This is a genomic window from Cupriavidus basilensis OR16 (genome assembly GCF_000243095.1).
Classification (GTDB): domain Bacteria; phylum Pseudomonadota; class Gammaproteobacteria; order Burkholderiales; family Burkholderiaceae; genus Cupriavidus; species Cupriavidus basilensis_D.
Map to the genome: position 1 here is coordinate 1 of NZ_AHJE01000158.1, position 672 is coordinate 672.

1 protein-coding gene is annotated in these 672 nt (G+C 68.8%); it reads right to left on the reverse strand.

Going from position 1 to position 672, the window contains the following annotated elements; all coding sequences use genetic code 11:
• A partial coding sequence (locus tag OR16_RS36415; RefSeq protein ID WP_006164042.1) for a biotin carboxylase N-terminal domain-containing protein occupies nt 1-672 on the reverse strand: 672 nt, incomplete at both ends.

Sequence of the window (672 nt, forward strand, 5' to 3'; positions counted from 1 at the left end):
GGTGACCGGGTGCTCCACCTGCAAGCGGGTGTTCATCTCCATGAAGTAGAACGAACCGTCCTGGTTGGCGATGAATTCGACGGTGCCCGCGCCCACGTAGCCCACCGCCTGCGCGGCAGCCACGGCAGCGTCGCCCATGGCTTTCCGGCGTTCCTCGCTCATGCCAGGTGCCGGCGCTTCTTCCAGCACCTTCTGGTGGCGGCGCTGCACCGAGCAGTCACGCTCGAACAGGTAGACGCAGTTGCCGTGCGTGTCGGCGAACACCTGGATCTCGATATGGCGGGGGCGGGTCAGGTATTTCTCGACCAGCACGCGGTCGTCGCCGAAGCTGGCACTGGCCTCGCGCTGCACGGACGCCAGCGCGGCTTCGAAGCCTTCGCTGGCATCCACCACGCGCATGCCTTTGCCGCCGCCGCCGGCGCTGGCTTTGAGCAGCACCGGGTAGCCGATGCGGTCGGCCTCGCGGCGCAGCAGAGCGGGCTCCTGATCCTCGCCGTGGTAGCCGGGCACCAGCGGCACCGCGGCTGCCTCCATCAGGCGCTTGGCCGCGCTCTTGCTGCCCATGGCGCGGATGCTGGATGCCGGCGGGCCGATGAAGACGAGGCCGGCTTCGGCGCAAGCTTCCGCGAAGCCGTCGTTCTCGGAGAGGAAGCCGTAGCCGGGATGGATGGC